The organism is Microcoleus sp. PH2017_09_SFU_O_A, assembly GCF_020738625.1.
GTDB lineage: Bacteria > Cyanobacteriota > Cyanobacteriia > Cyanobacteriales > Microcoleaceae > Microcoleus.
In genome coordinates this window covers 35,694-39,484 of record NZ_JAEQCF010000084.1, presented here as the reverse complement: position 1 = coordinate 39,484, position 3,791 = coordinate 35,694, and the positions used below count along the sequence as shown (strand labels likewise).

Sequence of the window (3,791 nt, the reverse complement as noted above, 5' to 3'; positions counted from 1 at the left end):
ACAAGGGTATGGCTTTTCTAATTTTGATAATTTTAGAAATCGCGTATTAGCTTGTTTCTTGCATTAGATAAAATTATCACCATAAGTTCTGGAGAGCCGCTCAAATTGGTAACTGCTTACAAGAACTTTTTTGAGTCGAGAGCTAAATACCCTAGATTCAAAGCCAAGAAAAATAGGCAATCAATCCAGTATCCGCAGTCAGTCAAAATTGTTGATGGTTTCCTCAAGTTTCCTGGTCGTGTCGGCATTGTTAAAGTCAAGTTACATCGACCGATTGAAGGAATTATCAAAACTGTAACAGTCAGCATGACCCCTTCAGGAAAATACTATGCCTCTGTGCTGACAGAACTCGAAGGAGACAAATTAGTTGCTCACACCGATGGAAAAGTTGCAGGAATTGACTTGGGATTGAAAGATTTTGCTGTTGTCAATGATGGTATCAAGACATCCAAATACCCGAATCCTAAGCATTTAGCAAAACATGAACGCAACCTGAAAAGAAAACAGCAAAAACTAGCCAGAAAGGAGAAAGGAAGCAGGTCGAGAGATCGAGCCAGGAAACTGGTTGCTAGGGTTCACGAACGAATCAGCAATGTCCGTCAAGACTACTTGCATAAGCTATCCAGAAAGCTTGTTGACGACAACCAAGTCATCGTAGTCGAAAACCTTCACGTTAAGGGCATGGTTCGCAACCACAAACTAGCTAAAGCAATTTCTGATGTAGGTTGGGGGATGTTTGTCAATTTCTTGCAGTACAAACTAGACCGTGAAGGTAAAGTGTTGGTAGAGATTGACCGATGGTTTCCTAGCTCGAAACTCTGTTCAAATTGCCACTATCAGGTGAATGAAATGCCATTAGACGTTAGGACATGGACTTGTCCTAGTTGCGGTACTCATCACGATAGGGACGGAAACGCCTCAATAAATATCAGAGCAGAAGGAATCAGAATGCTATCGGTCTTGGGAACCAGGACTGCTGCTGATGGAGGGGATGTGAGTCCGAAGCTGGGACGTAAGTCTAAGCTGACGCAATCCCCAATGAAGTCAGAAGCCCACGCTGTACCGAAGGTCAGCGTTGGGTAGTTCACAGCTATTTGTTTGGGCGTGTGGGGTCGATCGCCATTTTAATCGCCTTTCAATCCTGATACCGTAAAGTTTGGCTCAACAATCGATCGTCGCCCGTTCGCAAAAATTAGCATCAAACTTACTAAACTTAGGTTAGATATCAGAGCAAAATCTCATGGAAACTTTTGAGGCGGACGCTAAACCGATCGCCAACTTAGCTAATCGACAGCAGCAAGGTACAAAACAACTGGACAATAGCACAATTCAAGAGTTCGATCGAGCCATGATGCGCCGCTGCATAGAATTGGCCCGCCGCGCCCTCGGCAAAACCGCACCCAACCCCCTCGTCGGTTCCGTAGTTGTCCGAGACGGTAAGATTGTCGGCGAAGGGTTCCATCCCGGTGCCGGCCAACCTCACGCCGAAGTGTTTGCACTCCGGGAAGCGGGGGAACTTGCCGCCGGAGCGACTGTTTACGTGAACCTGGAACCCTGCAACCACTACGGTCGGACTCCTCCCTGTTCCGAAGCTTTAGTTAAGGCTAAGGTGGCAAAAGTAGTGGCTGGAATGGTCGATCCAAATCCATTGGTAGCTGGCACTGGGCTGGCTCGATTGCGGGATGCTGGCATTGAAGTGGTGGCGGGAGTGGAAGGGGAAGCTTGTCAGAAACTCAACGAGGCTTTCGTACACCGGATTTTGTACCGCCAGCCTTTCGGAATTTTGAAATATGCGATGACTTTAGACGGTAAAATTGCTACTACTACCGGTCACAGCGCTTGGGTGACAGGCGAGGAAGCTCGGAGCGAGGTACATCGGGTGCGTGCCGGCTGCGATGCGGTGATTGTTGGGGGAAATACGGTGCGTCTAGATAATCCGAAACTAACAAGCCACCAGCCTGACAGAAACAATCCCTTGCGGGTGGTGATGAGCCGCTCTCTGGATTTGCCGAAGTCGGCTTGGTTGTGGGAAACCTCCTCGGCGGCTACTTTGGTACTGACTGAGCCTGGGGTTAAGCCGGAATTTCAGGAATTTTTGATTGCCAAAGGGGTGGAAGTTGTGGAGTTGTCACCGCTGACACCGACTAATGTGATGACTTATTTGTACGATCGATCTTTTATGTCTGTACTGTGGGAGTGCGGTGGCACTTTGGCGGCTTCGGCAATTGCTGAAGGTGCAGTGCAGAAAATTATGGCTTTTATTGCTCCTAAAATTGTCGGCGGCCAAGGTGCTCCAACTCCTGTGGGAGATTTGGGCTTTTCAGCAATGACTGATGCTTTGACTTTAGAGCGGGTTTCTTGGCACGCGGTGGGTGCAGATTGTGTGGTGGAAGGCTATTTTAAAATTAAAGATTGAAAGTTAAAAGCGAGTCTTTTTAGTTTTAATTTTTAACTTTATAACTCCTTTTATGACTGAAATTCTGGTTTGGAGTTTGATGGTTGGTAGTCTCGGCTTGGAGGCTGGGATTCTGGGTGTCTTGGTGAGCCGCGAGCAATTGGCTGCGGGGCAAAAATGTGATGAGGAGGAGGAAGTTTTGACTCGGTACGAATCTCAAGAAGATAATTTGACTGCGCCTGAAAATGCGATCGCAAATGGCAATCCAAAATCCGATCGCAATCCTGATGATTTGACAGTTTGGGAGTACAAGATTGTCCGGGCTAGCAGCGATTTATTTCGCAATCCGGCGATTTTTCACAAGCTGTGTCGGGAAGAGGCGGAAGTTGGCTGGGTTTTGCTCGAAAAGCTCGATGACAGGCGGGTGCGGTTCAAACGTCCGATCGCGCTGAGGGATGCCCCGAGGTCTAATTTACCAACGTTTGACCCTTACCGCAGTCATTACGGCCCGATGTCCAATGCGATGACATGGGCAGTGGCGATCGTGTTTTTGAGTGCGATCGTCCTTCCTGCTGTTTTGGGCTATGCTTTGGTGTCGGCTACTCTCAGCAGAAGTCGTTCTAATTGGCCTCCGACACCGATTCAATCCATGCCTTCTCCCGGCGGCCCAACAACTAACAATTGAAACTTTGGGGAATTGAGAATTGGTAATTGGTAATTGGTAATTGGGAAGCTTGTTTTATAGCAAGTCTAAATCATTTGTGAACCAGATTTGTTCAACGAACCGCGAAGGCGCGAAGTTCGCGTTCGGCGAAGCCGTTCCCGAAGGGTAGGAAGATAAGAAAAGAGTGTGTGTTCGCTTGATGGATTTAGGATTGCTATAGGGTGCATCTGGTTTTGGCAAGGGCGAAGCATTTCGGCACATAATTTATCAGTGAGAATCAGAGATTTACTGCCGAAATGCTTCGCCCCTACGAGTATATTTTCAAAAATGAGATGCACCCGGCTAAGGTACGTAGTTGCGCTTCAGCGCTCTTTCCGGCGTTGCTGATTTGATGTAGGAAAATTATTTCCTATGATACTGAAACCTCTGTAAAGACGTAACAATGCTACGTCTCTACATTTCAATTCATACTTAAATTCAGCAATGCGCTCTTTCCTAATATTATAAAGAGCGCTAAAGCGCAACTACGTACCTAATACGTTAATTTGATTTTAATACCAATTTTCAACGAAATAACAGTATTCTTGTACCCCCCCTGATTCATGGGGGGGCTAGGGGGGTTGAAGAGTGTTCCACAATTTTAGATAATTGGTATAAGTTTGGGGCGGTATTGCTGACGGAGCGGATAGCAATCTCAAAAGGTACGTAGTTGCGATCTTGGCGCTCTTTCCT

General features: G+C 46.9%; 3 protein-coding genes. All 3 read left to right on the top strand.

What is annotated here, in order from left to right; genetic code table 11:
- The first annotated feature begins 51 nt into the window (after positions 1–51).
- The 3 genes from JGK16_RS26100 (at position 52) to JGK16_RS26090 (ending at position 3,080) form a co-directional block, all read left to right on the top strand.
- On the top strand, positions 52–1,083 hold the full coding sequence (locus JGK16_RS26100) for an RNA-guided endonuclease TnpB family protein (protein ID WP_293193947.1): 1,032 nt from the start codon (positions 52–54) through the stop codon (positions 1,081–1,083).
- Positions 1,084–1,240: 157 nt separating this feature from the next.
- Positions 1,241–2,416 (top strand): bifunctional diaminohydroxyphosphoribosylaminopyrimidine deaminase/5-amino-6-(5-phosphoribosylamino)uracil reductase RibD, encoded by a 1,176-nt coding sequence (gene ribD / locus JGK16_RS26095; RefSeq protein WP_293179515.1) that lies wholly within the window; start codon positions 1,241–1,243, stop codon positions 2,414–2,416.
- A 52-nt stretch (positions 2,417–2,468) separates the two neighbouring features.
- Positions 2,469–3,080: a hypothetical protein gene (locus tag JGK16_RS26090; protein WP_293193945.1), complete on the top strand. Its 612-nt coding sequence runs from the start codon at positions 2,469–2,471 to the stop codon at positions 3,078–3,080.
- Positions 3,081–3,791 lie beyond the last annotated feature (711 nt).

What these genes read in the sequence shown, in the direction of transcription:
- ribD (WP_293179515.1), top strand. Translation starts at nt 1,241, where the DNA reads ATGGAAACTTTTGAGGCGGACGCTAAACCGATCGCCAACTTAGCTAAT.
- JGK16_RS26090 (WP_293193945.1), top strand. Translation starts at nt 2,469, where the DNA reads ATGACTGAAATTCTGGTTTGGAGTTTGATGGTTGGTAGTCTCGGCTTG.